The 24,435-nt window shown below is 61.9% G+C and carries 24 protein-coding genes; 11 read left to right on the top strand and 13 right to left on the bottom strand.

The window, feature by feature from the left end; translation table 11 throughout:
* Positions 1 to 110: 110 nt before the first annotated feature.
* The 3 genes from PSH73_RS06585 (at position 111) to PSH73_RS06575 (ending at position 1,546) form a co-directional block, all read left to right on the top strand.
* On the top strand, positions 111 to 485 hold the full coding sequence (locus PSH73_RS06585; RefSeq protein WP_038448187.1) for a YajD family HNH nuclease: 375 nt from the start codon (positions 111 to 113) through the stop codon (positions 483 to 485).
* A 182-nt stretch (positions 486 to 667) separates the two neighbouring features.
* Positions 668 to 1,135, top strand: a complete 468-nt coding sequence (locus tag PSH73_RS06580) for an RNA methyltransferase (protein WP_057441281.1) — start codon at positions 668 to 670, stop codon at positions 1,133 to 1,135.
* A 69-nt stretch (positions 1,136 to 1,204) separates the two neighbouring features.
* Complete coding sequence (locus tag PSH73_RS06575) at positions 1,205 to 1,546, top strand: DUF2892 domain-containing protein (RefSeq protein ID WP_057958810.1); 342 nt, start codon at positions 1,205 to 1,207, stop codon at positions 1,544 to 1,546.
* A 533-nt stretch (positions 1,547 to 2,079) separates the two neighbouring features.
* Here PSH73_RS06575 and PSH73_RS06570 read toward each other — a convergent pair.
* Together PSH73_RS06570 and PSH73_RS06565 are read right to left on the bottom strand one after the other, a co-directional pair.
* Entirely contained in the window at positions 2,080 to 3,312 is a 1,233-nt protein-coding gene (locus PSH73_RS06570) for a hypothetical protein (protein WP_305462118.1), read from the bottom strand.
* A 9-nt stretch (positions 3,313 to 3,321) separates the two neighbouring features.
* The gene (locus tag PSH73_RS06565) at positions 3,322 to 3,771 is read right to left on the bottom strand and encodes a YcgN family cysteine cluster protein (RefSeq protein WP_029292333.1); all 450 of its coding nucleotides are present in this window, start codon (positions 3,769 to 3,771) and stop codon (positions 3,322 to 3,324) included.
* A 153-nt stretch (positions 3,772 to 3,924) separates the two neighbouring features.
* Between PSH73_RS06565 and PSH73_RS06560 the strand changes: the two genes are divergently transcribed.
* Positions 3,925 to 4,518, top strand: a complete 594-nt coding sequence (locus PSH73_RS06560; RefSeq protein ID WP_057958808.1) for a nitroreductase family protein — start codon at positions 3,925 to 3,927, stop codon at positions 4,516 to 4,518.
* Between the two features lie 75 nt (positions 4,519 to 4,593).
* Here PSH73_RS06560 and PSH73_RS06555 read toward each other — a convergent pair whose 3' ends face one another.
* The 7 genes from PSH73_RS06555 to cynR all read right to left on the bottom strand — a co-directional run bounded on the left by PSH73_RS06555 (position 4,594) and on the right by cynR (position 14,045).
* Positions 4,594 to 8,037 carry a hypothetical protein gene (locus tag PSH73_RS06555; RefSeq protein WP_305462116.1) on the bottom strand — a complete coding sequence of 1,148 codons (3,444 nt, stop codon included), beginning with the start codon at positions 8,035 to 8,037 and terminating at the stop codon, positions 4,594 to 4,596.
* An 89-nt stretch (positions 8,038 to 8,126) separates the two neighbouring features.
* Entirely contained in the window at positions 8,127 to 9,059 is a 933-nt protein-coding gene (locus tag PSH73_RS06550) for a D-2-hydroxyacid dehydrogenase (RefSeq protein WP_057441285.1), read from the bottom strand.
* A gap of 113 nt (positions 9,060 to 9,172) precedes the next feature.
* Positions 9,173 to 9,466: a YcgL domain-containing protein gene (locus tag PSH73_RS06545; RefSeq protein ID WP_057441287.1), complete on the bottom strand. Its 294-nt coding sequence runs from the start codon at positions 9,464 to 9,466 to the stop codon at positions 9,173 to 9,175.
* A complete protein-coding gene (gene rnd / locus PSH73_RS06540; protein ID WP_057958805.1) occupies positions 9,463 to 10,596 on the bottom strand; it encodes a ribonuclease D in 1,134 nt (377 codons plus the stop codon). The genes PSH73_RS06545 and rnd overlap by 4 nt, the downstream gene beginning before the upstream one ends.
* Before the next feature lie 122 nt (positions 10,597 to 10,718).
* A complete protein-coding gene (locus tag PSH73_RS06535) occupies positions 10,719 to 11,375 on the bottom strand; it encodes a class I SAM-dependent methyltransferase (RefSeq protein WP_057958804.1) in 657 nt (218 codons plus the stop codon).
* A gap of 98 nt (positions 11,376 to 11,473) precedes the next feature.
* A complete protein-coding gene (locus PSH73_RS06530; protein ID WP_057958803.1) occupies positions 11,474 to 12,847 on the bottom strand; it encodes a glutamine synthetase family protein in 1,374 nt (457 codons plus the stop codon).
* Positions 12,848 to 13,133: 286 nt separating this feature from the next.
* A complete protein-coding gene (gene cynR / locus PSH73_RS06525; RefSeq protein WP_057958802.1) occupies positions 13,134 to 14,045 on the bottom strand; it encodes a transcriptional regulator CynR in 912 nt (303 codons plus the stop codon).
* Between the two features lie 112 nt (positions 14,046 to 14,157).
* On the opposite strand from cynR, the gene PSH73_RS06520 reads away from it, so the two are divergent.
* The 3 genes from PSH73_RS06520 to PSH73_RS06510 are packed head-to-tail and all read left to right on the top strand — an operon-like array spanning position 14,158 to position 16,195.
* Positions 14,158 to 14,799, top strand: coding sequence for a carbonic anhydrase (locus tag PSH73_RS06520; protein WP_057958801.1), 642 nt, complete (start codon positions 14,158 to 14,160; stop codon positions 14,797 to 14,799).
* Between the two features lie 28 nt (positions 14,800 to 14,827).
* The gene (gene cynS, locus PSH73_RS06515) at positions 14,828 to 15,298 is read left to right on the top strand and encodes a cyanase (RefSeq protein WP_057958800.1); all 471 of its coding nucleotides are present in this window, start codon (positions 14,828 to 14,830) and stop codon (positions 15,296 to 15,298) included.
* 54 nt (positions 15,299 to 15,352) lie between these two features.
* On the top strand, positions 15,353 to 16,195 hold the full coding sequence (locus PSH73_RS06510; protein ID WP_198799755.1) for a cache domain-containing protein: 843 nt from the start codon (positions 15,353 to 15,355) through the stop codon (positions 16,193 to 16,195).
* 55 nt (positions 16,196 to 16,250) lie between these two features.
* Here the strand turns inward: PSH73_RS06510 and PSH73_RS06505 are convergent, their stop codons facing one another.
* Positions 16,251 to 17,705 (bottom strand): MDR family MFS transporter, encoded by a 1,455-nt coding sequence (locus PSH73_RS06505; RefSeq protein WP_233093317.1) that lies wholly within the window; start codon positions 17,703 to 17,705, stop codon positions 16,251 to 16,253.
* A gap of 117 nt (positions 17,706 to 17,822) precedes the next feature.
* On the bottom strand, positions 17,823 to 19,007 hold the full coding sequence (pobA, locus tag PSH73_RS06500) for a 4-hydroxybenzoate 3-monooxygenase (protein ID WP_169989441.1): 1,185 nt from the start codon (positions 19,005 to 19,007) through the stop codon (positions 17,823 to 17,825).
* 189 nt (positions 19,008 to 19,196) lie between these two features.
* On the opposite strand from pobA, the gene PSH73_RS06495 reads away from it, so the two are divergent.
* Entirely contained in the window at positions 19,197 to 20,072 is an 876-nt protein-coding gene (locus tag PSH73_RS06495) for a helix-turn-helix domain-containing protein (protein WP_115127604.1), read from the top strand.
* 206 nt (positions 20,073 to 20,278) lie between these two features.
* On the opposite strand, the gene PSH73_RS06490 is transcribed toward PSH73_RS06495, so the two are convergent.
* Both PSH73_RS06490 and PSH73_RS06485 read right to left on the bottom strand, forming a co-directional pair.
* Entirely contained in the window at positions 20,279 to 20,452 is a 174-nt protein-coding gene (locus PSH73_RS06490) for a hypothetical protein (RefSeq protein ID WP_164844855.1), read from the bottom strand.
* A 90-nt stretch (positions 20,453 to 20,542) separates the two neighbouring features.
* Positions 20,543 to 21,457 carry a LysR family transcriptional regulator gene (locus tag PSH73_RS06485; protein ID WP_057441299.1) on the bottom strand — a complete coding sequence of 305 codons (915 nt, stop codon included), beginning with the start codon at positions 21,455 to 21,457 and terminating at the stop codon, positions 20,543 to 20,545.
* Positions 21,458 to 21,570: 113 nt separating this feature from the next.
* Here PSH73_RS06485 and PSH73_RS06480 point away from each other — a divergent pair, with 113 nt between their 5' ends.
* From PSH73_RS06480 to PSH73_RS06470, 3 genes are all read left to right on the top strand, one after another.
* Positions 21,571 to 22,437 carry an MBL fold metallo-hydrolase gene (locus PSH73_RS06480; RefSeq protein ID WP_115127602.1) on the top strand — a complete coding sequence of 289 codons (867 nt, stop codon included), beginning with the start codon at positions 21,571 to 21,573 and terminating at the stop codon, positions 22,435 to 22,437.
* A 33-nt stretch (positions 22,438 to 22,470) separates the two neighbouring features.
* Complete coding sequence (locus PSH73_RS06475; RefSeq protein ID WP_120732140.1) at positions 22,471 to 23,085, top strand: NAD(P)-dependent oxidoreductase; 615 nt, start codon at positions 22,471 to 22,473, stop codon at positions 23,083 to 23,085.
* A gap of 161 nt (positions 23,086 to 23,246) precedes the next feature.
* Positions 23,247 to 24,434 (top strand): cyanate transporter, encoded by a 1,188-nt coding sequence (locus PSH73_RS06470; protein ID WP_186625248.1) that lies wholly within the window; start codon positions 23,247 to 23,249, stop codon positions 24,432 to 24,434.
* Position 24,435: the final 1 nt, after the last annotated feature.

Here is a 24,435-nt window from a genome sequence, read left to right as displayed (position 1 = left end):
ACAGCACCCCGTCGCCGGCCGGCACCCGGGCTGAAAAAGCCAAGGGCTTATTGCCCCGCGAGCAGCTAGAATCAACGCCATCCGTGATCCACTAGAAAACAGGAGCCATGATGAGCTCAAGCAACCCGCCCTCCCACACCGCCAAGCTGGACCGCATCCTCGCCGATGCCCAGCGCGACCGGGAAATGGGCTACCGCGACAAAGCCCTGAAAATGTACCCCCATGTGTGTGGCCGCTGTGCCCGTGAATTCGCCGGCAAGCGCCTCAGCGAGCTGACTGTGCACCACCGTAACCACAACCATGACGACAACCCCCAGGACGGTTCCAACTGGGAATTGCTCTGCTTGTACTGCCATGACAACGAGCACTCGCGCTATACCGACCAACAGTATTTCGGCGAAGGCTCCACCAGCAGCCCGACCATCGCCAAGGCCACGCACAACCCGTTTGCGGCGTTGGCGGGGTTGATGAAGAAGGACGACTGACGGTCGTCGCTGAACGTTGCGACGTCATCGCGGGCAAACCCGGCTCCCACATTTGAAATGTGTTCACCTGTGGGAGCCGGGCTTGCCCGCGATGACAATCGCCCAAACAGGCCATGTCTATAGCGACCGCTGCTCGAGCAATCCCCGTATAATTGCGGTTTTTCTCGAAGGCACCCTCTCCCGTGGGCAATAAACGCTACAGCTGCATCGGTCTGTATAACCCCAAATCCCCCGAAAACGTCGGTTCGGTCATGCGCGCCGCCGGCTGCTATGGGGTGGCTTCGGTGTTCTACACCGGTAAACGCTATGAGCGGGCCCGGGACTTTATTACCGACACCAAGAAAGTCCACCACGACATCCCGCTGATCGGCATCGACGACCTGAAAAAGATCCTGCCTCTGGGCTGCATTCCGGTTGCCGTGGAGTTGGTGGACGGTGCCCGGCCGCTGCCGGAATACACCCATCCTGATCGCGCGCTGTATATCTTCGGCCCCGAAGATGGCTCCCTCGATAAAGAGATCCGCGAGTGGTGCGAAGATGTGGTCTACATCCCGACCACCGGCTGCATGAACCTCGCGGCCACCGTCAACGTGGTGCTCTACGATCGCCTGGCCAAGGGCAATAACACCCGTTCGGGGCCCAAGTACTGATTTGGCGGGAACATCCACCTCTGGCCCGCAGTCAGTTACATATCTATGGCCCTTTGTTGGAGACAGACCATGAGCGACAGCAAAACCCTCAAACCCATGATTGAATCGACACCGTTCCAGACCCAGCCGACCCAGAACGTCCAGGGCTGGGAGCGCATTGGCTCACTGGCCGGTGGCGTAGTGATGATGGGCAAGGGCATTCGCCGCGGTGGCTTTTTCGGCCTGATCCAGGTGGCGATTGGTGGTGTGGCCTTGGCGCGCGGGATCAGCGGCCATAGTTCGGCCAAGTCGCTGCTGGAAAAAAGCCGCCAGGATATGAATAGCGTGCGCACCCGCATCGAGCGCGCGGGTGAGGAACTGAAGAACCTCAAGACTCGGGCTGAAGTGGCTGCCGAAAAAACCGCGCCCTGAGGCACAAGCCAAAGGTGGGGGCTGGTTTAGTCGGGGCGCAGCATAGGTATCTACGCAACTCTTTCGTGGTTCTTGGGGTTGTGTGCATATCCGTTGCTGGGGTCACGGCGGCTATTGGTTCCGCTCTTACAGCGGGTCACTTTTGGAAAAGAGCCCCAAAAGTAACCAAAAGGGCTCTTGCCCCACCACTCGGCACCTCGCCTAGGCTCGGTGTGCCCGTCATCCGACATTGATTTGGGGGGCCGCCGCGATGGGCCATCCATGGCCCAGCGCGGCTAACCCGGCGTCCTGCCGGGTTACCCCCCAAATCAAAATCGGATGACGGCCAGCGTGGTTTAACGGGGCGCCTAAGATCAAGATCAAGATCACAAGCAAAGCGAGGCGACCTGATCGTCGAGGCGTGCGCAGACTCCTGTGGGAGCTGGCTTGCCTGCGATGACGGTAGCTCAGTCAGCACATTGGCCACTGGTAGACCGCCATCGCAGCGATGCGGCGACCCAACTCCTACACAAACCTGCTTCCACCGTTGAGCTTCAGCGCAGCAATTTGCTGTCGAGCACCTCCGAGGATTGGCCGATCACGCTTTCGGCCAACTGCACAAACTCCTTGGTGCTGAAGCTGTCCAGGCGCATCAGTGCCTGGGTCAGGTCGTCCAGGGAGCGTTTGTTGTGGGTTTTCAGGCGGATTTCACGATCCAGCTCCTGCAACACCACCACTGCCCGCGCCACTGTGGCGCCGTTGACGTGCTCACCGCGTAACGTCGTTACGCCCTTGCCGTCCTTGCTCAAGCGCGCCTGTATCGCCCCATAACGCTCATCGCTGATACCGCCTGCGCGACGCAGCAGTTCGATGGCGTAATACTCCGCGAGGCCCTCACTGATCCAGTCACTGCCCTGATGGTCATTGAACCGGCCAATGGCCTGCACCACTTCGCGGATCAACGGGCTACTGCCGTTTTCACTGACCAGCGGCGTACGGCTATTGAGGTACACCGAATCGCGCCCGGCGAACGCGCCGCGGCGCATCGGGTCACTGGCGCCCACCAGCAGCAGCTTGGCCGGATGCCGGGGAAACGCCGCTTGTACCTGGGGCCAGACAAATGTCAGCAAGGTCAGCACGTCCATGCGGCGCATGGCCTGGCCCTTGGGCGAGGACACGGTGATTTCGGTTTCGCCCAGGCGCACCCGGCGGCTGCCCAGGCTGCCGGCGACCATCCAGCCGGTGGGCCGGTCGAACAGCCGGGAGACATTGTCGATACGGAACTTGTGCTTGCCAATCCGTGGCCAGGCGGTCTCGACGCTTTTCCAGCCCGGCGGCAGCTCGAAGGTCAGCCGGGACACCAACTCCACGCCGTCCTGCTGGTCCAGGCGAGCCGCCGGCACCAGATCCTCGCCGCGAAACAGCGCCCAACTGGGGGTCATGCGCGACTCGTAGATGCCGGCCTTGCGCGCATGGCTCAGGCGCACGCGGTAGGTCAGGCTGGCCTTGTCGGCGCCCGGCTGCCACAGGCCGCGACTGGCCCCCGCGTCAGGCGTGACCTGCCACTGGCCATCGGCCTTGAAGTCGCTGTAGTCACCGTCGCGACCCAGGTCGAAATTCAGGCTGCGCACAGCCGAACCCTGGGACAGGCTCAGGCGCACCTCGGCCTGATCGCTCTGGGGCAACAGTTTGACGTGATAATCGAGGTCGACCTTTTTCGCCGACCACGCCGACGCGCTCAACCCCAGCAATAGCAGGCTCGCCGCCAGCTTGGCTTGGACCGTCATACGCTCTCCTCAGCCTGCGCGGAAAATCAGGTAGTCCTCCCAATCGTCCTCGGGCACGCTGCCTTCGCTGAGCATGCGGCCGGACTGGGAAATGCGTTCGTGGTGCACCGCATCGCGGTCACCGCAGACCAGGTGGTGCCAGAGCGGCAAATCCTTGCGCTCACTGACCAGGCGATAGCCACAGGTCGGCGGCAGCCACTTGAACTGGTCGGCCTGGCCCGGGGTGAGCTGGATGCAATCGGGCACCGAGTCCCGGCGGTTAGGGTAGTCGGTGCACTGGCAGGTTTTCAGGTCCAGCAGTTTGCAGGCGATACGCGTGTAATAGACGCTGTTGTCGTCTTCGTCTTCAAGCTTTTGCAGGCAGCACAGGCCACAGCCGTCGCACAGCGACTCCCACTCCTCCTGGTCGAGGTGCTCAAGGGTTTTGCGTATCCAGAAAGGTTCGACTTTAGCGGCCATGGCTCTACATCAGTATCGGTAGGTGAAAAGGTCGCCAGTCTAGTGCCCAAGCCCCCTGGGGCCAAGCGCTTACGACTGCCGGTAAGGCGAGACTTGTCAGACGTGCAGTGGCGACGTAGCTTTGAAGGCCGTTTTTTTCATCAGGATGCGCTTATGAGCACTGAGCCACGCGTTGCCGATTATCCGATTCATCCGCAGTTCACCGAACGTTGGTCGCCGCGTGCGTTTACCGGCGAGAGCATTGCGGTGGAAACCCTGCTGAGTTTCTTCGAAGCCGCACGCTGGGCACCTTCGGCTTATAACTCGCAGCCCTGGCGCTTTTTGTACGCGCGGCGCGATACGCCGGATTGGCAACGGTATCTGGGCCTGCTGAACGAGTTCAACCGTGGCTGGGCACAACATGCGTCGGCATTGGTGATCGTGATCTCGAAAACCGACTTTGCGGTGCCCGGCGCCAGTGAAGAAACCCCGGCACTCTGGCACACCTTTGACACCGGCTCGGCCTGGGGCCACCTGGCGCTGCAGGCCAGCCTCAGCGGCTGGCACACCCACGGCATGGCCGGTTTCGATCAGGAGCTGACCCGCAAGGAACTGAAGATCCCCGAGGGTTATGCGCTGCACGCGGCCGTCGCCGTGGGCAAGCTCGGTGACAAATCGACTCTGGCGGACTACCTGCAGGCCCGGGAGGCTCCCAGCCCGCGCCGGCCTTTGACCGAGTTGGTGGCTGAAGGGGATTTCAACCTTTAAGCACGGGATCCGCCTGTGGCCAGGGCAGTCGCCCCCCCCTGCCGTTAAACACCGGCAGGGGGCATCGCAAGTTGCTCAAGGGGCTTTAGCGACAAGGCTGGCAAACGCCCTGCGCAGTTCCTCCTTCTGTCGCTTATAAGCCGCCATCACCACCGGCACCATAAACTCCGCGCCCTGCGAATCCATATCCACCGGATAAATCTTCTGGTCTTTGGCCGAATACATAAAGTTCTTTAATTGCAGATCATTGTGATAGATATCCTTGGCCTCCATTTGCGCCAATACATCATCCATTAATGATCGCGCTTCTGGCGGCAAACTGTTTCTTTCAAACTTACTGAGATCCACGCCATCGACTTTGCCCATCTTTATATATTTACGACCGTCCTCGATGATCACACTTGCAAACCCCTCACCATAATATTTATTCAGCGATATCGCCTCCATGCTGACGTATTTAGCGGGAGGTTTGATTGAGGTAGGGCCAAGATCCTTGTAGACACTTTTCCCGTCGCGACTTGCGTAGATGACCCCCTCGCCGCCAAGTCCAATCACCTCCCCCAGATCGTCTGCCACCGATTGCGGAGCGGCGCCGGGCAAACGCAGGCGCTGCCACTGATCGCCCTGTACATGCTGAACCAGCAGCGGCGTCTGCCGACCTTTGTGATAGATCCGAGCCTGCACCACCCCATCCTCGGTACGGGTGACTTGGCGGACTTCATAGACCGCAGTCTTACCAGCGCTGTCGGTGTGGCGGATATGGGACAGGTGGCCATCAGCCGCGACGTAGACCCCCTGACTATTGCGCGAAAGCCCGGCAATGCTTGCGGGTGCAACGCTGTACTCGAGCAGCATCCGATTGCTCAGCTCACTGCCCGGCGCAATACGCGCCACGGCGAGCGTGCCGCCCATCGCCTTGGTTTCTGCGGTGAACCCTTCAAGGGGCCCGCCATAAGGCCGCATCTTGTCGGCGTCGAAGGCATACCATTTGCCGCCCTGGAGCACCGCACCGCCCTCGACACGCTGCCCTGCGACCCTGAACGTGCCCGTGGCCGCGGTGCCATAGTCCTTACTGACCGCCTTCAACAAGTCATAGCTGCCGGAAGCCCCCCTGAGCCGGTTAACCGCCTCAATCCCTTTGGAAACGCCTTTGCCGACCAACCTGGCACCGCCGACCGCCAACTCGCCCCACCCGCCAAGGGGGTTCAATGCACTGATCGTGGCAGCCCCAATGATCTTTGCGCCCTGTAAAACCTTCGCCGCTGCGGATAACGCAGTCCCACCCAATCGGCCCAATTTCCCTGCGTTTGCAGCGCCAGCGCTGAGCAAGCCAAAGATATCCAGCGCAAGGTCAGTAGCCCCTTCGCCATAATTACCCTGCTGGAAATTGCCAATCGCCGAATAAAACGGAACAAGGCTCAACAGATACGCTTCAGCCACTGCTGCCCTGCCCCGCTGTTTGTCCAACGTGGTCTGCCCCCGCGCGTGTTCCTTTATGTCGGGATCATCGAGATCAAGGTGTTCAACAAATGCATCGGCGATGTATCGAGTGCGATCCGAAGCAAAGCTATCCAGTAACGCGTTGCTTACCGGAACGCTTTGTTTTTTCTGCTGCACAGCGTCATTGCGCGGTACGAACTCTCGGGTCTCGCGGACAAGATTGGCCTTTCTTGAAGTGCGCACATCCGCTCGCCAGAGGTCCGTCGATCGAATAACACCTTGGGCAAAGTTGATTTCGTATGCTGCAGGCTCACCCTCCCCTTCAATTTTCAACAGCAGTTCCTGCCCCTTGGGATGATCGGTTTTATCCGCAAATCCAAGGCCTAGCGTGTGGGACAGGTTTTGATAGAAGGTGATTTTTCCATATTCGAATTTCTTCCGATCCGCCAATGGAAGCTGTGCGATCAAGTGTTTGATGGCGACAGCGATCGCAGCCTTTTTACTCCGGATCGTGTCATTGAACTGCTGGTTGAATGCCTCGGTTATGCCAAATCGGTGATTGGCATTCAATTCGGCCAGGGGAATGCGACTGTCCGCCGAATAGAACACCGCCGGCGACGGCAGGTCCATCATGGCGATATCCAACAGCGAATGATGGCCGACCAGTGTGGTTGCCGGTGTTCCGGGGCCACCACGAGGATGATGGGTGGTGTTGATCAACGGCTCTTCAAAAAGCCCGCCCAGCTCGCCAAACCGGTGCTTGAGCGCCTTCAGGGCCATCGCTTTGCGACTGGGAATGTCCTTATCCAAGGACTGGCTGGCAGTGATCATTTGCCGCTGGCGGGTGTTGAAGGTGGTTTGCAGCAGGTTCAGCTCTGCGTCGGTGTAGCGCTCATCCTCCTTGCGTTCGAGCAGGCCATTGACCACACCCCAGCCCACCAGGGCCGCCCGCTGCACATCGCGGGTAAGACCAGGATCGGCCGTGCCCGCACTTTCTGCCTGCTGCATGACCTGGGCGAAGGTCATGTTCGGCACTTTCCCCGGCGACTGGGCCTCGATGGTCGCCGCAGCAATTGCCAGGCTGACCCAGGCCGGGCTGCCATAGGTCACCCGGTCCGGGATGTCCTTGACCAGAAATTCAGGCGCCTTGCGGGCCAGCAACCCATAGGCGCCTACCCCGGCCATCTGCGGGCTGGTCTTGCCACTGCTGCTCAGGTGCCTGCTCAACCTGTCCACCACGAAGGAGGCAGGTTTGCCCCAGTGCGCATCGCTGGCCAGGTCGAAACCCGCCACCTTGTTGCGATGAGGCGCGGCGATGGACTGCGGATCCAACTGCACCGCGATGGCGGCCAGCAGATAGTCGTTGACGCTGCGGTCGGTGGCTATCCCGCCCATTTGCTCTTGCAGATGCTTTCCCAGCCGCTGCCCTTCAGCGGAACTCACCAGGGATTCCAGGGCCTTGACGGGGTTGCTCGATACCGGTGTGGCAACGGGCTGGCGCTGGTCCAGAAAATCCAGCAGCCCCTGGCCTTGTGCGCCCTGCGGCTGCTCTGCGAGGTGGCTCTGGGCGAACGCACCCAGCCTGCGTTGCTCATCCGGGCTCATGGGCACCGGCCACGACAACCCTCCGCCAAAATCGCCAAGCGGATGCTCCAGGGCTCTTGCAGTGACTGCATCGGCGAGGCTGATGAGATGAAAGTGGCTGAGGGGCAGGAACAGGCCGAGGTGCCTGATGACGCTCGCCAAAGTGGCGCTCTTGCCGTCTGCCAGGGGATAGGAGGAGCCGGCGTCTATGTCCAGGGGGGTATGCGCCAACGCGGCCTGCACTGCCTGGGGTGTGGCGTTTACCCCCAGCCGGGTGGCGACTTCGTAGAGCTTTTGCCCCAGTACCTTGAGGTTCTGCCTGTCGCCCAGTGCAGCCTCAAGGCCTGGCTTCTCCTCGACCAGGCTGATCCGGACCTCTTCGCCGCCAGTTGCCAGGTTGGATTCCGTCGGTGGGGTGCTGACGGGATCAGCCAACGATGCGGGCAGCATGGCCCCCAGAGACGGTTGCGAAGCAACAGAGCGCGATTCAAGCATGGAGAGGCCTCCCTTCTTAAGGTCAGTGAGCCTCCCACGTTGCCGCCAGCGATAAAATCAGATGCGCGCTACTCGCGATGTGGGGTGTTTCAGTATCCCCGCTCGAAACTCACCTCGCCACGCAGCGAATCCTTGGCCTGGTACGCCCGCAGATTTTCGACAAACAGTGCCACCATGCGTCGCGGGCAGGTCGGCGCCGAGCTGTGGCCGGTCAGCAACAAGCCCCAGGCGGTCCAGAACGGATGGCGCTGTGGCAGTGGTTCCTGGCGACAAACGTCGATGACCGCGCCGGCCAGGTGCCCTTCTTTCAGGGCCTCGACCAGATCGGCATCCACCACCGCCACACCCCGGCCGACGTTGATAAACAGGCCGGTGGGTTTGAACTGCTTAAACAGCGCCGCATCGTACAGATCGTGGGTATTGGGGGTGTTGGGCAGCAGGTTGACCACATAGTCCACCTCGCCCACCAGACGGCCCAGTTGATCCGGCCCGGCTACCTCGATAAACGGGGCCTGCTCCCGGGCTTGGCTGGCAATGCCGTACAACTCCACACCAAAGGGCAGCAGGAATTGCGCCACGCTCTGGCCGATATCACCGGTGCCGACAATCAGCACCTTGCGCCCCGCCAGGCTCTGGCCCATGCGGTTGTCCCACTTGCGCTCGACCTGGCTGACCAGGCGCGCCAGCACCTCACGCTCGTGACCGAGCATGTAGGTGAGCACGTACTCGGCCATCACCTGGCCAAAAATGCCGACCGCGCGGGTCAGGCGATAATCCCGAGGCAAGCCATCGGCCAGCAGCGGCGTGATGCCAGCCCAGGTCGATTGCAGCCATTGCGGGTGATGGCCCTGGCGCAGCAGGGTTGCCAGCAGGTCCGGCTGGCCCAGCCATACCGGGCAATCGGCGGCATGGCGCGACAATTGGGCCGAGTCGCCACTGGTCAGGACTTCAAGATCCGGCGCCGCTTCGCGCAGCAGTCGGGCGTACAGCGGGTGGTCCTGTTCTGCTATCAGAACGCGCATGGTTCAAACCTTTCAAAAACAGTGCAGGCGGCCACCGACAGCAAACTGACTGCAGGGCTCGGGACTCGCCAGGTCATTCGATTCAAACGTGTCCCGAGCGGGACACGGGTCGATCACATCGGGTCGTTACGGCGCAGCAGTTCTTCGGGCAAGTGCTCGATGTACTCGTCATCCGGCGGTGGCATTTGCAGGTGGTAGCCCTGCTTTTGCAGGTTGTCCAGGACCGCGACGATATCTTCCTGCTGCAGTTTGCGTTCCGGCGTCAGCACCAGGTTGAACGCGTGTACCGGCTTGCCGAACACGGTCAGCAGGCCCTCGGGCACGCGTTCCAGGGCATCGCTTTTGAGCACATAGAGGTACATGCCTGCGCGTTTCGGGCTGCGGTAGATGGAACAAATATGTTTCAAGGCTGTTCTCCGGCAGTGGCCAGGCTGTCGAGCAGCGCCTGGCCCATCAACTCGCGGCGCCAGCCACGCAGCGAGTCAGGCAATTGGTAAGGCCCATCGGGGTAGCCACTCTTGACCAGTGCCTCGAGGGTTTTCTTGCGCAGCATCAGCTCCGGGGCCATGTCCAGGCGTTCGGCGAAGGTCTGGCCGAGGGCGCGCAGTTGCTTGATCAGCACAGCGGCATCCACCGGCAACGGCTCAGGCACGGCCGGCGGCCATTGGTCCATCGGCACACTGGCGGCACGCTTGATCAGGCCCAGCAGGAATTCGCCGTCCTGGCGCACGGTACGCGGGTGCATGTCTTCGATTTTGCCCAAGGCCGCGAGGTTATCCGGCTGCGACTTGGCCAGGGGCCATAGCGAGTGTTCGCGGACGATGCGGTTGCGTGGCAGGTCGCGGGCACGGGCTTGCTGCTCGCGCCAGGCGCACAGTTCGCGCAGGACGGCGAGCTGGGCACGGGACAGTTTCCAGGCCAGCTTGGCGTCGCGGTACACCTCGTAAGGGTCGATTTCCCGGCGCAGGTTGGCCACCAGCTCGGCGCCGTCTTCCAGAACCCAGGCGTATTTTTCGTCCGACAGTCGCGGACGCAGGCGTGTATAGACTTCCGCCAGGTGCACCGCGTCTTCGGCGGCGTAACTGACCTGGGTCTCGGACAATGGCCGCTGCAGCCAGTCCGAACGGGTCTCGCCCTTGGGCAACTCGATGTCCAGCACCGCTTGCACCAGGCGCGAGTAGCCCATGGAGAAACCGAGGTTCAAGTAGGCGGCTGCCAGTTGGGTGTCGAACAATGGCACCGGCAGGCTGCCGGTCAGGCGCAGCAGCACTTCCAGGTCTTCACTGCAGGCATGCACCACCTTGATCACCGCCGGGTTTTCCAGCAAGGCGGCCAGGGGTTGCCAGTTATCAATGGTCAGGGGATCGATCAGATAAGCGCGTACACCATCCCCGATCTGGATCAACCCGGCGATGGGATAGAAGGTGTCGACCCGCATGAATTCGGTGTCGAGGGCGACGAATGGCAACTGCTGCCATTCGGCGCAATGCTGGCCGAGGCTATCGTTGTCGCAGATCCAGTGAATATCGATGGCCACACGGCTCTCCCTTGAAGAATGGCGCGCAGTATATATCGCCCGCGGGACTTTCGAGCACCCGCAGTGTGCCAGCCATCATGAAAACTCTGACAGGAGAGGAAGAATAGCCCGACAGTTGAGGGTTATCCTCTTTTGCGCAGCACATAAACCCGCCACAGGGCCGAGCCGGGCATGAACTCTTGCTGGTTCAGCACCGTAAAGCCCGCCTGGCGAAACTCCGCTTCCACCTCCACACGATGGGACAACAAGGGTTGCCCTGTGCCCGGCGGGTGGAGCTGACGATGGCGGCTGTCGCTGTCCACCGCGACAATCACCGTGTCGCGGCTGACCCGGTGAAACTCGCGCAACAGCGTCAGTCGCGCCTCGACACTGGAGACGTGGCGAAACAGTTCCAGGCAAAAAATACAGTCCACCGCGTTGGCCGACAGGCCGATGGAAAATGCCGAACCCTGGAACGTCTTGATCCGCCGCAGAAAGGCCGCGCCATAGTGGCTCTGGGCATGATCAAGCATGGTCTGGGAAAAGTCCGAGGCCAGGATCACGCGATTGCTGTGCTCGGCCAGCACCGGCCAGAAGCGTCCCGCCCCACAGGCCAGGTCCAGCAACAGGCCGGGCTCCCCCGCGACTTTCAGAGCCTGGCGCACCAGGCGCTCGTCGCGCCATAACCACAGGCGCCGCAACAAGCCTGGCGGCCGTGGGTCAGCACAGACGCGAGCGTGGTCACGGTCACAGCGCGCGGCGAATTCAGCCTCGATGGACGATGGGGGTTGCGACGACATCACGGTACTCATGTAGATGAACCGGTCTCTACGGACACTGGACTTTCAGCTTAATCACCCCCGCGTGAAAAAAAGGTCGAAAGACTCAGGGTTCATCATCACGCCTGGTGCAGGTACCAGCGCCAGTCCTGCTCGCCCACCTCGCCCATGAACTGCCGGTACTCGGCCCGCTTGACCGCCAGGTACACGCCGAGAAATTCCTGGCCGAACGCTTCACGCGCCCAGGCCGAACCTTCCAAGGCACGCAAAGTGGTGAGCCAGTCGGTGGGCAGCAGCTCCTTGGCCTGGGCATAACCGTTGCCCGTCACCGGCGCGCCGGGATCGCGCTGCTCGCGAATGCCACGGTGGATCCCCGCAAGGATGGCCGCCGCCGCCAGGTACGGGTTGGCATCGGCGCCACAGATGCGGTGTTCGATATGCCGCGAAAACGCCGGCCCACCCGGCACCCGCAGGCTGACGGTGCGGTTGTCGACACCCCAGGTGGCCGCCAGCGGCGCATAACTGTTGCTCTGGAAACGCCGGTAAGAGTTGGCGTTGGGACAGAACAGCAGCAAGGAATCGAGCAAGGTGCTGAGCATCCCGCCGACCGCCTGGCGCAGCAGCGGCGTACCGTCGGCTGCCTCGCTGGCAAACAGATTGTTGCCATCGGCGTCCGCCAGGCTGACGTGCATGTGCATGCCGGTGCCGGCCAGGTCGTCGAACGGCTTGGCCATGAAACAGGCGGTCATCCCGTGTTTGTGGGCCACGCCCTTGACCAGGCGCTTGTAACGCACCGCCTCGTCCATCGCCTGCAACGCATCGCTGCGATGCTCGAGGGTGATCTCCACCTGGCCGGGGGCGTATTCGGAAATCGCCGTGCGCGCGGGAATGCCTTGCAGCTTGCAGGCGCTGTACAGGTCGGCCAGAAACGGCTCGATCTGCTCCAGCTCGCGCAGGCCGTAGACCTGGGTCGAGCGCGGGCGACCGCCGTCCATATCCCGCGCCGGTTGTGGGCGGCCGTTACTGTCGGGCTTCTGGTCCAGCAGGTAGAACTCCAGTTCCGCCGCCATCACCGGGTAATAACCATCGGCCTTGAGCCCGTCGATGACCTTGGCCAGCAGGTGCCGGGGGTCGGCCACGGTCGCCGGCAAGCCTTCCTCCGGGTGCATGCTGACCTGCACCGCCGCCGTGGGAATCAACCGCCACGGCATGCGCTGCAAACTACCGCTGATCGGGTAGGCGCGGCAGTCGATATCCCCCACCTCCCACACCAGGCCGGAGTTTTCCACGTCATCGCCATTGAGCGTCAGGCCCAGGATGGTACTGGGCAGCGGCCGGCCGGTGGCGTAGACCGCCAGCAGTTCATCACGGTGCAGCAACTTGCCGCGGGGCACGCCGTTGCTGTCGAGGATGAACAGCTCGAACATCTCGATATCGGGGTTTTGGTCAAGAAAGGATTGGGCTTCGTGCAGGCTGGCAAAGACGGTACTCATGGCAACTCTCTTACGTTTGCGTCAGGCAGGCGCGCGCGACGGCGCACCCGTGATGGGGGCAATCAGCGTAAGGGAGCGGTATCCGGCGGGCGGGCATGGCGGCAGTGCCACAGTGCCCAAAAGGCCAGTTCAGAAGGCAGTGCATCAACGCCCAGCCGACACACCGGGCGGCTGGGCGCGGTGGCGCCAGGCGAGGCCTCGGGGTGAGTGTCGGGGGAACCGTCCATGCAGGGATCACAGTGAAGAGATGAGCGCCAGCCTCACACGCTGGGTTACGCCCTTAAATTCAGTCTTGGTGGAGTTCACTTTCAGGATGACTAAACATTCGCCACCCACTCACCACGTCGACAAACGCCCGGCATGCCGCGCTGCGATAAGCGCCCTTGCGACTGAGCAGGGCCACCGTGCGCTGCGGCAACGGCGGGCGCAGTTGCACCGCGTGCAAGCCCTGCTGGGCCATGGCCACCTCGCGGGGCAGGATCGTCGCCAGTTGGGTATGGCGAATAATTTCAATCACCGCACTGATCGAATTGGCCTGCATGGCAATCTGCGGCGTTATCTCCAGCGTCCGGCAATAGTCATCAATGTAACGTCGCGTCGCAAATCCGCTGTTCAACAGCACCAGGGGTTGCTGCTTGAAGTCAGCCAGCTTGAGCCACTGTTTGCGCTTCAAGGTTGGATGACTGGCGCTGGCCACTACGCTCAACTCCTCGACAAACACGCCTTGGCATTCGATGTCTGGCATGTGCTCGCCGCTGAAGCCAATGCCGATATCCAGCAGATCCTCGGTCAGCGCGCGCTCAAGACGGTCCTGGGGCATTTCCTCGACGCTGACGGTGATCCCCGGATACTGCCGATAAAACCGGGCCAGCAGCGGCCCGATCAGGTACGCGGTGAACGTCGGGGTCATGGCCAGGCGTAAATTGCCGCGGCTCAGGTCCTGCACGTCATGCATGGCCCGGGTGCCCGCCTGCAGATCCTGCAGCGCCAGGCGGGCAAACCGCACATAGGCCTGGCCCGCGTCGGTCAGGTTGACACTGCGCCCGGAACGATCCAGCAGCGGTGCCCCCAGGCTCTCTTCAAGTTGCTTGATCTGTTGCGACAATGTCGGCTGCGACACATGCAACGCTTCGGCAGCCCGCGTGAAGTTACGGTGTTCGGCGACGGCCAGCAGGTAGCGGATATGACGTAGCAGCATGCAAAACACTCCAGCTATAGGCATGACTTATAGAAACCATAATAAGCCGGTCTTGGACCCTATAACCAAAAACTTCCATCCTTGCCCCATCAGCGACGCAAGGAGAAACACCATGCAGCATCTCATCGACGGCTTGCGCAAGTTCCAGAGCGAAGCCTTCAGCCAGCGCAGTGACCTGTTCAAGCAACTGGCAACCACGCAACACCCCAGCACGCTGTTTATTTCCTGCTCCGACAGCCGTGTAGTCCCGGAGTTGTTGACCCAGCAGGAACCAGGCGATCTGTTTGTGATCCGCAATGCCGGCAATATCGTGCCGTCCTACGGCCCGGAGCCGGGCGGGGTCTCGGCCACGGTCGAATATGCGGTGGCCGTGCTGGGGGTCAGCGATATCGTGATTTGCGGCCATTCCGACTGCGGCGCCATGACGGCCATTTCCACCTGCAAATGCCTGGATCACTTGCCCGCCGTGGCCAACTGGCTACGCCATGCCGAGTCGGCCAAGGTGATCAACGCCGCACGTACCCATGCCTCGGATGCAGAGCGACTGAGCGCTCTGGTACGGGAAAACGTGGTCGCACAATTGGCCAACCTCAAGACTCATCCCAGCGTCGCCCTGGCGCTGGAACAGGGCCGGCTGAGCCTGCATGGCTGGGTCTACGATATCGAAAGCGGCTGCATCAACGCCCTGGATGGCCGCACCGCTCGCTTTGTATCCCTGCTGGACAATCCACAGACCCGCGCACACGCCGCCTGAACCTTATTTAACCGAAGAGGACGTCATCATGCTGCAATCCCAATTGTCCCAAACCCCACGCCTGGCCCTGGCCGACACCGTGATTGATATCAAGGCCCGCAAAAACCTGTCCTGGCAGGACCTCAGCGACGGCACCGGCCTGAGCCTGGCGTTCGTCACCGCGGCCCTGCTCGGGCAACACCCGCTGCCCAAGGACGCAGCCGATGTGGTGTGCGCCAAACTGGGCCTGGACGCGGACGCCAGCCGTCTGCTGCAAAGCGTGCCTCTGCGCGGCAGCATCCCCGGTGGCATTCCGACGGACCCGACCGTGTACCGTTTCTATGAAATGCTGCAGGTCTATGGTTCAACCCTCAAAGCCCTGGTCCACGAGCAGTTTGGCGATGGCATCATCAGCGCCATCAACTTCAAGCTGGACATCAAAAAGGTCGAAGACCCGGACGGCGGCTCCCGCGCGGTCATTACCCTGGACGGAAAATACCTGCCGACCCAGCCGTTCTAATCCCCGGGCAACCGTCTACGCTCTTGGGACATTCACAAGAACGAGGGACGGGTAATGAAGGGAATGCTCCGCGCCACCTGGCTGCTACTGTTGCTGTGTTTCAGCCAGGCCCAGGCCGCAACCCCCAATGAACAGGACGCCCAGGCCGCCAAGGCGCTGCTGGAGAAGGCCCTGGCTTATTACCACGACAACGGTGACAAGGCCTTCGCCGCCTTCAGCCGCCAGGGCGAGTTTGTCGAAAAGGACCGCTATGTGTTCGTGGTCGATACCAAGGGCGTGCTGCTGGCCAGTGGCGGTCCGTCATCGGCGCTGATCGGGCGCGACGTGTCCGAAGTGCTCGGGCCGGACCTGCGCCAGTCGTTCAAGGCGGCGCTGAAGATCCCGGAAGGCAATGGCATCCAGCAGGCCGAGTACCGCTGGCAGAACTGGAACGACGGCAAGGTGGAGCGCAAACATGTGTTCTACCAGCGCATCGGCCAGCGCATCCTCGCCGTCGGCTATTACCTGCCCCGGGCCACACCCGAACAGGCCAAGGCCCTGCGGGACAAGGCGGTCAGGGAACTGGAGAAAAACGAAGCCGGCGCGTTGAAAGCCATCAATGCGCTGCAAGGCGGCTTTTTGCAGGACGACCTGTATGTGTTTGTGGTCGACCTGGATACCGGGCGCTATGTGGCCCACGGCACAAACCTGCGCCTGATCAACACCGACTTCGCCAAGGTCAAGGACCCGGACGGCAAGCCCGTGGGCGAGCCGATCCTGCAACTGATGAAGGAGCAGGATCAGGGGGAATATGAATACCGCTGGAAAAACCCGGTGACCGGCAAGGTGGAAAACAAGCATGCCTATCTGCGTAAGAGCGGGCATTTTCTGGTGGCGGTGGGTTACTACAGCCCGTAAGCGGGCAACGCGCACAGCTGCATTGCATGTAGGAGCCGGCTTGCCGGCGCCTACGCTATCGCGCCTTGTCTTCGCGCCCCCGCAACAGGTGGTTTGGCATCGCAATCGCCGCCGCCAACCCCAGCAACGACACCGCCGCACTGACCATCAGTAAATGCCGGAAGGTGCTCAGCAACTCTCCACGCAACGCATCCTGCGCCGGGCCAGGCGCCGCGTTGAGGCCATCGAGCAGCACATTGCCGGAGCTGCCTTCGGCCATCATCGAACCACTGGCCAGATGGGCAAAACTCGAATCCTGCAACAACGCCAACAGCAAGGCCGACATGCACGCCACCCCAACCGCGCCACCCAGTGAGCGGAACAGGTTGGTGGTGCTGGTGGCGACGCCAATGTCGTGTTGCGCCACCGAGTTTTGCGTGCCCACCAGGGAAGTCGGGAACTGCATGCCCGAGGCAATGCCGCTGAGCACCATGAACAGGCTGCTGAGCATCAGCGACTGGGGTGCGCTGAAGGCCATGCCGAGGATCGCAATCGGCGTGAGCAGCGCCCCGCCAAGGATCATCGGTTTATAGCGACCGGTCACCGAGGTCATGCGCCCGGCAAAGAACGCGCCCATCGGCAAGCCTATGGCCAGCGGCAGCAGATGCAAGGCGGCGCTGTCGGCACCGGCACCGGTGACGCTCTGGTAACGCAGGGGCATCAGCACGATCAGCGAGATGGCCTGGAAGCTGGTGAAGAAAATCGTGCACCAGCACAACACCGCGCTGCGGTTGGCGAACAGGTGCATGGGCAACAGGGGCTCCCGCGCCCGGCGCTCATGCCAGACAAATACGCTCAGCGCCACCAAGGCACACGCCAGCAGGCCCAGCACCTGATCATCACGCCAATGATGGCCCTGGCCGATTTCGGTGATGCCCAGCAACAACGCCGTCAAGCCAATGATCATCAGCAGCGTGCCGAGGTAATCAATGACCGGCTTGCGCTGCGGCACCGGCAGCCCTACCAGGGTGCGATGGGCCACCCACCAGGCGCCCGCGCCCAATGGCAGGTTGATCAAAAACACCCAGCGCCACGACAGGTACTCGGTCATATAGCCGCCCAACACCGGCCCGGCCACGCTGGCGACCGCGTACATGCTGCTGAAGTAACCCTGGTAACGCCCACGCTCACGGGGCGGGATAATGTCGCCGATGATCGCCTGGCTCACGGAAATCATCCCGCCTGCGCCAATGCCCTGGAGGATGCGCGCCAGCACCAGCTGTTCCATGCTTTGCGCCATGCCACAAAACAGCGAGGCGACGGTAAACAGGCCCATGCCGATCAGCATCATCGGCCGCCGCCCATACAGGTCGCCGAGCTTGCCGTAGATCGGCACGGCCACAGTCATCGCCACCATATAGCCGGAGATGACCCAGGCCAGCAGGTTGACGTCGTTGAACTGCGCAGAAATGGCCGGCATCGACACGGCGACGATGGTCTGGTCCAGCGCGCCGAGGAAAATCGCCAGCATCAGGGCGGCGAGGATACTGCGTACAGAAGGAGTGGGCGGGGTCACGACAGAACCTGTAGGCAAGGCCCACGGGAAAAGAGCCCCGTGGCAATGCCCGATAGCTTACTCGATAGCCGGCTACTCGATAGCCTCGTAAGGAAGTCCGACGTAATTTTCTGCAATGGTTTTGCGCCCCGCCTGCGACTCGACAAAGTACTCCAGCTCGCTCTGGGCAATACGTTGGCTGAAGCCATCCGCCTCGGGAAACTGGTGCAGCATCGAGGTCATCCACCAGGAAAACCGTTCAGCCTTCCAGATGCGCCGCAGGCAGATCTGTGAATATTTCTCCAGCAACTCCACGCGCCCTTCCCGGTACACCTTGCGCAAGATGCTGAACAAGGTGCTGACATCGCTGGCCGCCAGGTTCAGGCCCTTGGCGCCGGTGGGTGGCACGATATGGGCGGCGTCCCCCAGCAGGAACAGGCGCCCGTACTGCATCGGCTCCACCACGAAACTGCGCAGCGGGGCGATGCTCTTTTCGATCGACGGCCCGGTCACCAATTGCGCGGCCAACTCATCGGGCAGGCGCGCCTTGAGTTCATCCCAGAAGCGCTGGTCGGACCATGCCTCAAGCGACTCCTCGGCCGGCACCTGCAGGTAATAACGGCTGCGGCTGGGCGAACGCATGCTGCACAGGGCAAAGCCGCGTGGGTGCTTGGCGTAGACCAGTTCGGCGTGGACCGGCGGGGTGTCGGCAAGGATACCCAGCCAGCCGAACGGGTAGACCCGCTCGAAGGTCTGGAGCACATCGGCGGGGATCGACTGGCGTGCCACGCCGTGGAAGCCATCGCAGCCAGCGATGTAGTCGCAGTCCAGGCGCACGTGTTGGCCCTGGTGCTCGAAGGTCAGCCAGGGCCGTTCGCCCTTGAGGTCGTGGGGCTGAACATTGCGCGCTTCATACAGGGTGATCGCACCGGCTTGCTCGCGGGCCGCCATCAGGTCGCGGGTGACTTCGGTCTGGCCGTAGATCATCACGGTCTTGCCGCCGGTCAGGGATTTCAGGTCGATATGTTGCAAGCGCCCGTTCAGCGCCAGCTCGAAGCCTGCATGTACCAGGCCCTCGGCGTCCATTCGCTGGCTGACCCCGGCCTGGCGCAACAGGTCGACCATGCCCTGCTCCAGCACACCGGCGCGAATACGTCCGAGGACATAGTCGGGGGCCTGGCGCTCAAGAATCAGGGTTTCAATCCCCGCATTGTGCAGCAACTGGCCGAGCAGCAGCCCCGAAGGGCCGGCGCCGATAATGGCGACTTGGGTTTTCAGGGTTTTCATTATTTTTATGGCCCGCCTGCTTCCCCCGAACGTATTCAGTGAAAGCGTTGTCATTGGTTTTGGTGCTGGCATTTTTCCCTTGAGTGAGCCCCATAAGAAGGTGAAAACTGAGCCAAAGCCTGCGCTTTTCGCCAATTGGGGCGATTACCGAACCACTGTCCTGAGTATCGGATTGAAACCATGACCAAAAATGCCAGTCCCGCCGTTCCAGTGTTCAAACTCTATGGGGAAAGCCAACAGTGGCCGACCCCGGATTTGTTGCACTGTGAAACCATCTCCCGGCGCAGCCGTGAGTACCAGTGGGAGATCCAGCCCCACCGACATGCGGACCTGTGCCAGTTGCTCTACGTGTACAAAGGCCAGGCGCAGTTGGAGATCGAGGGCCAGCGCACGACGCTGACGGAATCGACCCTGCAAGTGCTGCCGCCGTTATGCGTGCATGGGTTTCGGTTTGCCGAGGATGTGCAAGGGTTTGTGGTGACGCTGGCTGCGCCGCTGGTGGCGCATCTGCAAGGCCAACTGGGCTCGGCGGTAGATGGCTTGAGCGCCCTGGGCAGTTATCCGGCGGGCCAGGACAGTGACTACCTCAATAGCCTGTTTGCCCGGTTGCAGGATGAATACAACGACAACTTCCCGGCCCGGGACATGATGATGCACGCCCTGGTCAGCGTGCTGCTGGTGTGGATCAGCCGCCAGGCCATCCAGCGCTGCCATACCCGGGTGCCACGCAGCCTTGAGTATTTTCGGCGCTTCACCCAGTTGGTGGAGCAGCACTACCGCGAACACCCGAAGATCGAAGACCTGGCGCACAAGCTGGGGATCTCGGTGTCGCACCTCAACGGCACCTGCCGCGAACTGGGCGGGCAGCCGGCCTTGCAGATCATGCACGACCGCCAATTGCTGGAGGCCAAGCGCCTGCTGACCTACACCAGCATGACCATCAATGAAATGTCCGACGTACTGGGGTTCTCTGATCCGACGAACTTTTCTCGACTGTTTCGCCGGCGCGTCGGGTTTTCACCCAAGGTGTTTCGCGAACAGTTGAATGCAGAGTGATCGTCCGCCCACATTCTGTAGGCCGATTTACTGTGGTGAGAAGGTTTATTGTGCTGAGGGGGCTTGTTGTGGCGAGGGGGCTTGCCCCCGTTGGGGCGCGAAGCGGCCCTGAAATGGGACTGCTGCGCAGTCCAACGGGAGCAAGCTCCCTCGCCACAAGAGCCATAGAAGCCCCTGGAGCTCCATTGCCTCCACAGCCCTCCGGCTTAGCGCAACGCGCTCAGGGTCGCCGAGTAGGTGCATTGTCCGTGGTTGCAGGTTGCGGCCATGCCGGGTTGCATGCGGGCCTGTTCGGCGCGGTAGACGGCGGTGCCATAGAGGGCCGTGGCCAGGGCGCAGAGGGTAAAAATCATCAGGTACTTTCTGGTTTTGATCGTCATGGCGGTGACCTCCGGACAAATCAAGAAGGTGCTGTGGTAAGCATAGGTCAGCCAGGGCGAGTTGCCAGTATTGAGGGGTATTCAGGCGCCTTATCGCACGTCCAGCCCTGCATCCCATTGCGGCTGCGGCGGGAACCTCAACACCAGGAAATCCAGAAGGCTGCGCAACGCCTGGGGCATGTGCTTGCGCGAGGCATACACCGCGTACATGTTCATCTGCCGTGGCTCGGCATGGGGCAGCAGGCGGATCAACTGGCCGCTGCGGATGTAGTCGCCGGCCTGGTAGGTCGGCAGCATCGCCACCCCCGCCCCGGCCAGGGTCACGCGTAGCAAGGTGCTGGCTTCATTGGCGCTGATGTTGCCGTGCACCGGCACCGACACCGGCTCGCCATCTTCCTCGAAATGCCACAGGCTTTTGCCGAAGTAGGAATGGGTCAGGCAATTGTGCCCCGCCAGCTCTTCTACCCGCTGCGGTTGCGGATGTTCCAGCAGATAGGCCGGCGACGCGCAGATCACCGAGCGGCATACCGTCAGGTGCCGCGCAATCAGGTTGGGGTCCAGGTCGTTGCTGGTGCGAATCGCCAGGTCGATGCGCTCATCCACCAGGTTCACCGTGCGGTCGAGCATTTGCAGATCAATGGTCACCTGCGGGTAGCGCTTGACGTACTCGGCCATCGCCTCCGCCAGTTGCGCCTGGCCAAACGAGGTGCTGACACTCAGGCGCACCAGGCCACGAGGGGTGTCGTCCGGTTCGCTGACGGCGGCCTGCATGTCGCAGGACAATTCCAGCATCTGCCGGCAACGCGGCAGGGTTTCGCTGCCGGCGGCGGTCAGGCTGAGCTTGCGCGTGGTGCGGTGCATCAGGCGCGCGCCCACCCAGTCCTCCAGCTCTGCCAGGTAGCGCGACACGACTGGGCGCGACAGGTCCAGATGATCGGCGGCCGCAGACTGGCTGCCCAAGTCGACCACCGTGACAAACACGCGCATTGCTTGAAGACGATCCATGATTTGCCCGGTTTTAGAAACAAACTATGTTCCAGCATCGCATTTTTTGCTGCGTTAAGTGCAACTAAGCTCTGTCCATCGCCTGCCAAGGCACCTCTGACCTGGACCTGAACATGCTCACCACCCTCAAGCGCTTTGTATTGGCCACCACCGTACTCGGCTTTGCCGCTCACGCAGCTGCCGCCGACCTTACTCTCGACGTGTATAACCCCGGTGAATCGGCGATCTTCCCCGTCAGCTCGGTGCTGGTCAGCGGCGAGAAAGACGCGATCCTGGTAGACGCGCAGTTCGGCAAGGGCCAGGCCGAGCAACTGGTGCAGAAGATCCGCGCCAGTGGCAAACAGCTGACCACCATCTATATCAGCCATGGCGACCCGGATTACTACTTCGGCCTCGACACCCTGGCCAGCGCTTTCCCACAGGCCAAGATCCTTGCACCGCAGCCGGTGGTCGACCATATCAAGGCCACCGTTGCCGGAAAAGTCGCCTACTGGGGCCCGAAAATGGGTGCCGACAAACCCGCCAAGACCATCATTCCTCAGGTCCTCGAAGGCCATAGCCTGACGCTCGAAGGGCAACCGCTGGAAGTCATCGGCCTGGACGGCCCGCAGCCGGATCGCAGTTTCGTCTGGATCCCATCAATCAAGGCCGTGATCGGCGGCGTGGTGGTCTCGGACAATATCCACTTGTGGATGGCCGACACCCAGGGTGCGCAATCCCATGCCGATTGGCTGGGCACCCTGCAACGTATCGAAAAACTCAAGCCGGTCACCGTGGTACCGGGCCACTACCTGGGCACGCCTTCGGTCAAATCCGTCGCCTTCACGGCCGACTACATCAAGGCTTTCGATGTAGAAACCGCCAAGGCCAAGGATTCCGCCGCCCTGATCGCAGCCATGAAAAAACGCTACCCGAAGCTGGCCGATGAAAGCTCCCTGGAGCTGAGTGCCAAAGTCGCCAAGGGCGAAATGCAGTGGTGAATTGATCCAACTCTTACCGCACTGGAGAACGTCATGAGCAAGATCGCAATCATTGGTGCCACCGGCCGTGCCGGTAGCCAACTGCTGGAAGAAGCCCTGCGTCGCGGCCATACGGTCACGGCCATCGCACGCAACACTGGAGCTATCGCCGCGCGCCCGGGCTTGACCGTCAAACAGGCCGACGCCCTGGACGCTGCAGCCCTGCAACAGGCCATCAGCGGCAGCGACGTGGTGATCAGTGCTGCGCACTTCGCCACCCTGCCGGCCCCTGCGGTGATCGGGCCGGTAAAACAGGCGGGCGTGAAGCGTCTGCTGGTGGTGGGTGGCGCAGGCTCGCTGCTGTTGCCGGACGGCGGGCGGGTCATCGACAGCCAGGGTTTCCCTGCCGAATACAAGGCCGAGGCCAGTGCTGGCGCGGCATTCCTCGACACCTTGCGTCAGGAAAAGGAACTGGACTGGACCTTCCTTTCGCCCTCGGCAGAGTTTGTCGAGACCGAGCGCACCGGCACCTTCCGCCTGGGTCAGGACGACCTGTTGGTGAGCAGCGCAGGCCGTAGTTGGATCAGCTTTGCCGACTTCGCCATTGCCCTGATTGACGAAGTGGAAACACCGAAGCATTCGCGCCAACGCTTTACCGTGGGTTACTGACACACCCTGCCGACGAAATCGCCCTGGCTTGTGTGGGAACTGTCTTACCCGGTTCCCACACAAGCCGGTGCCGGTTTTTTCAATAGTCCCTGCGACTTTCTGATTTGCCCACTGCCCTGCGCAGCCGCCTAATAGCAGCCTTGTCCATTCAAGGCCCGCCCATGGAAAACGTCCACGCCAAACCCACCACCGCCCTCTGGCTGATGATCAGTGTTGTACTGGTGGCCCTCAACCTGCGCCCGTCCATGGCAGCAGTCGGTCCTTTGTTATCGTCGATCCGTGGTGATATGCCGCTGAGTTTCAGCACCGCGTCGTTGTTGACCATGCTGCCGGTGATGGCGATGGGCTTGGCAATGTTCTTCGGCATGGGCCTGGGCAAACGCTTTGGCGAACATCGCAGCATCGTGCTGTCGCTGGTAGTGATTGGCCTCGCCACGCTGTCACGGCTATTTCTCGACTCCGCCGCCGAATTGATCCTCAGCGCCATCGCCGCCGGCGTGGGCATTGCGCTGATCCAGGCGTTGATGCCGGCGCTGATCAAGTCGCGCTTTCGTGACAATGTTTCACTGTTCATGGGCCTATACGTCACCGCGATCATGGGCGGCGCGGCATTGGCGGCGTCATTCTCGCCGTTTATCCAGGTGCAGACCGGCAGTTGGCGGATCGGCCTGGCCATCTGGGCGGTGCTCGCCGTGCTGGCGCTGCTGTTCTGGTATGCCCAGCGCGCGGCATTGCCTCCCCTGCCCCACGCCGCTACCGGTGCGCAGGCGTCGTTTTTCGGTAATCGCCGCGCATGGTTGCTGGCGATATTTTTCGGCCTCGGGACCGCTTCCTACACCTGCGTGCTGGCATGGCTGGCGCCGTACTACGTCGAGCAGGGCTGGAGCGAACAGAGTGCCGGTTTGCTACTGGGTTTCCTGACCGCCATGGAGGTAGTCTCCGGGCTGATCACCCCGGCCATCGCCAACCGGCGCCAGGACAAGCGCGCTGTGGTGGCCGTGTTGCTGGTGCTGATCATCGCCGGCTTCTGTGGCCTGATCCTCTCCCCACAGCACCTCACCCTCCTGTGGCCATGCCTGCTGGGCCTGGGCATTGGCGGGCTGTTCCCAATGAGCCTGATCCTGTCCCTGGACCACCTGGACAACCCGCGCCGTGCGGGTGGCCTGACAGCCTTCGTGCAGGGTATCGGCTACCTGATTGCTGGCGTGTCGCCACTGATCGCTGGGGTGATTCGCGACCAACTGGGCAGTTTCGAATGGGCCTGGTGGTCGCTCACGGCGGTGGTGGGGGTGATGCTGCTGATGGTCCTGCGCTTCGACCCGCGCCACTACGCACGGCATATTCGCTAGG

This window comes from Pseudomonas sp. FP2294 (assembly GCF_030687625.1).
Taxonomy (GTDB): Bacteria; Pseudomonadota; Gammaproteobacteria; order Pseudomonadales; family Pseudomonadaceae; genus Aquipseudomonas; species Aquipseudomonas shahriarae.
This window is presented reverse-complemented; position numbering and strand designations above follow the sequence as displayed.

What these genes read in the sequence shown, in the direction of transcription:
- PSH73_RS06480 (WP_115127602.1), top strand. Translation starts at nt 21,571, where the DNA reads ATGCTCACCACCCTCAAGCGCTTTGTATTGGCCACCACCGTACTCGGC.
- PSH73_RS06520 (WP_057958801.1), top strand. Translation starts at nt 14,158, where the DNA reads ATGCAGCATCTCATCGACGGCTTGCGCAAGTTCCAGAGCGAAGCCTTC.
- cynR (WP_057958802.1), bottom strand. Translation starts at nt 14,045, where the DNA reads ATGCTGCTACGTCATATCCGCTACCTGCTGGCCGTCGCCGAACACCGT.
- PSH73_RS06585 (WP_038448187.1), top strand. Translation starts at nt 111, where the DNA reads ATGAGCTCAAGCAACCCGCCCTCCCACACCGCCAAGCTGGACCGCATC.
- PSH73_RS06485 (WP_057441299.1), bottom strand. Translation starts at nt 21,457, where the DNA reads ATGGATCGTCTTCAAGCAATGCGCGTGTTTGTCACGGTGGTCGACTTG.
- PSH73_RS06570 (WP_305462118.1), bottom strand. Translation starts at nt 3,312, where the DNA reads ATGACGGTCCAAGCCAAGCTGGCGGCGAGCCTGCTATTGCTGGGGTTG.
- PSH73_RS06490 (WP_164844855.1), bottom strand. Translation starts at nt 20,452, where the DNA reads ATGACGATCAAAACCAGAAAGTACCTGATGATTTTTACCCTCTGCGCC.
- PSH73_RS06565 (WP_029292333.1), bottom strand. Translation starts at nt 3,771, where the DNA reads ATGGCCGCTAAAGTCGAACCTTTCTGGATACGCAAAACCCTTGAGCAC.
- PSH73_RS06530 (WP_057958803.1), bottom strand. Translation starts at nt 12,847, where the DNA reads ATGAGTACCGTCTTTGCCAGCCTGCACGAAGCCCAATCCTTTCTTGAC.
- PSH73_RS06550 (WP_057441285.1), bottom strand. Translation starts at nt 9,059, where the DNA reads ATGCGCGTTCTGATAGCAGAACAGGACCACCCGCTGTACGCCCGACTG.
- PSH73_RS06535 (WP_057958804.1), bottom strand. Translation starts at nt 11,375, where the DNA reads ATGTCGTCGCAACCCCCATCGTCCATCGAGGCTGAATTCGCCGCGCGC.
- PSH73_RS06575 (WP_057958810.1), top strand. Translation starts at nt 1,205, where the DNA reads ATGAGCGACAGCAAAACCCTCAAACCCATGATTGAATCGACACCGTTC.
- PSH73_RS06505 (WP_233093317.1), bottom strand. Translation starts at nt 17,705, where the DNA reads ATGCTGGCGATTTTCCTCGGCGCGCTGGACCAGACCATCGTCGCCGTG.
- PSH73_RS06555 (WP_305462116.1), bottom strand. Translation starts at nt 8,037, where the DNA reads ATGCTTGAATCGCGCTCTGTTGCTTCGCAACCGTCTCTGGGGGCCATG.
- PSH73_RS06510 (WP_198799755.1), top strand. Translation starts at nt 15,353, where the DNA reads ATGAAGGGAATGCTCCGCGCCACCTGGCTGCTACTGTTGCTGTGTTTC.
- PSH73_RS06495 (WP_115127604.1), top strand. Translation starts at nt 19,197, where the DNA reads ATGACCAAAAATGCCAGTCCCGCCGTTCCAGTGTTCAAACTCTATGGG.
- PSH73_RS06475 (WP_120732140.1), top strand. Translation starts at nt 22,471, where the DNA reads ATGAGCAAGATCGCAATCATTGGTGCCACCGGCCGTGCCGGTAGCCAA.
- cynS (WP_057958800.1), top strand. Translation starts at nt 14,828, where the DNA reads ATGCTGCAATCCCAATTGTCCCAAACCCCACGCCTGGCCCTGGCCGAC.
- PSH73_RS06470 (WP_186625248.1), top strand. Translation starts at nt 23,247, where the DNA reads ATGGAAAACGTCCACGCCAAACCCACCACCGCCCTCTGGCTGATGATC.
- PSH73_RS06560 (WP_057958808.1), top strand. Translation starts at nt 3,925, where the DNA reads ATGAGCACTGAGCCACGCGTTGCCGATTATCCGATTCATCCGCAGTTC.